The sequence below is a fragment of the Arthrobacter sp. 08Y14 genome, from assembly GCF_002929455.1.
GTDB lineage: Bacteria > Actinomycetota > Actinomycetes > Actinomycetales > Micrococcaceae > Arthrobacter_B > Arthrobacter_B sunyaminii.
This window is the reverse complement of the sequence record NZ_PJIX01000066.1, coordinates 1-514: the sequence shown is the minus strand read 5'-3', so window position 1 is coordinate 514 and position 514 is coordinate 1. Positions and strand designations below refer to the sequence as shown.

Genomic DNA, 514 nt, shown 5'->3' with positions numbered 1-514 from the left:
CCCGGCATTGTTCCAGCGGGCGTCTGGCTTGAAGGCCATCTTCTCCGGCGGTGCCGGTGTCGATCATATCCTCTCCGCCTATGAACTACCCGACCTTCCCATCGTCCGTTTCGTCGACCGCAGCCTGACGGACCGCATGAGCGAATGGGTCGTCTGGCAATGCCTTCACCACCTGCGCAATGGCTTCGCCTACGCCGGCCAGCAGCGGGATGGCATCTGGCACGAGATCGCCGATCAGCCGGAAGCTCGTGACGTCACCGTCGGTGTCATGGGCCTCGGCGTCCTCGGTGCAGACGCCGTCTGCAAGCTCAAGGTCATGGGCTTCGATGTCATCGGCTGGTCGCGTCGGCCGAAGACAATCGACGGTGTCGAAACCTTCGATGCCACAAGCCTCGACGCCTTCCTCGGCCGTGCCGACATCCTCGTCGGCCTCCTCCCGCTGACGGACGACACGCGCGGCATCTATGATCGCGCGCTTTTCTCCAAGCTCCGCCGCACTGGCGCCTTGGGTGGT

At 64.2% G+C, this 514-nt stretch carries 1 protein-coding gene; it reads left to right on the top strand.

Features of this window, described 5'->3' with window-relative positions:
- Positions 1 to 28: 28 nt before the first annotated feature.
- Positions 29 to 514, top strand: a 486-nt coding sequence (locus tag CXR03_RS19030; protein ID WP_368784666.1) for an NAD(P)-dependent oxidoreductase, incomplete at its 3' end; no start/stop codon positions are given.